Raw genomic sequence first — 825 nt, 5'->3', positions numbered from 1 at the left:
ATGGCTCCCGGTGGTACAGACATTAATTCGATTTACTTTGATGGGGTGGATGATGACGTCATCGCGCCAAGTAGATTAGATCGGTATGAGTTGTCGATCGGCACATCTTTCGCGGCGCCGCATGTTGCTGCGATTGCGGCGTTAATGAAGGAACTGGATCCATCTTTAGATAACGCTTCGTTTATGCGTGCACTTGAACGTGGTGAATTGACTGAGCAAGGGATGCCTGAGCAATTTTATGGTGCTGGTTTGATTAATGCTCAGAAGGCGGTTTATGCGGCAGGTGCTGATTCTTTGAATGAGCTAGAAGTGTTTCCGTCTAATTTGAGCTTTGGTAATTATGCGAGCTCTGCAAGTTTGTTTATAGGAAATGCAGGGTCGGATGATCTTACTATTGAGTTGATTTCGGCAAATGTTCCTTGGCTAGACATTTCCTTAGATAGTGTCGATGCGCAGGGCGCTAGTCGTTACGTGATTACTGTTGATCCCGACCAAGTCAGTGATCAAGCTCAGCAAGCAATGATAGAAGTTGAGTATCGTTTGGATGGCGGGGTTTTGTTGAATGAAACGGTTCCTGTTTTCAAAGCAGCCGCTGATGTTGCTGGGCAATTGTCTCGGGTCTATGTGTATTTGTTGCGCAAACAAGAAGTGAATGCGGCTGCGGGTTCATATGACATATACAGAGCGCAGCGTTTTGATGATGTGAATGCGACGGCGAATTTTCAGTTCTTTGATGTTCCTGAAGGTGAGTACTACTTAGAAGCGAGTACGGATAGTGATGGTGATGCGCGTCTCTTCGACAAGGGAGAGGCGGTAGGTGCGTAT

1 protein-coding gene is annotated in these 825 nt (G+C 46.5%); it reads left to right on the top strand.

Translation table 11 applies throughout. From position 1 onward, the window contains the following. On the top strand, window positions 1-825 hold an 825-nt coding region (locus tag A3762_RS19505), incomplete at both ends, for a S8 family serine peptidase (protein ID WP_156493606.1).

The sequence above is a fragment of the Oleiphilus sp. HI0125 genome (genome assembly GCF_001635355.1).
Note: the sequence above shows the minus strand (reverse complement) of the source record. Positions and strands in the feature narration are given on the sequence as shown.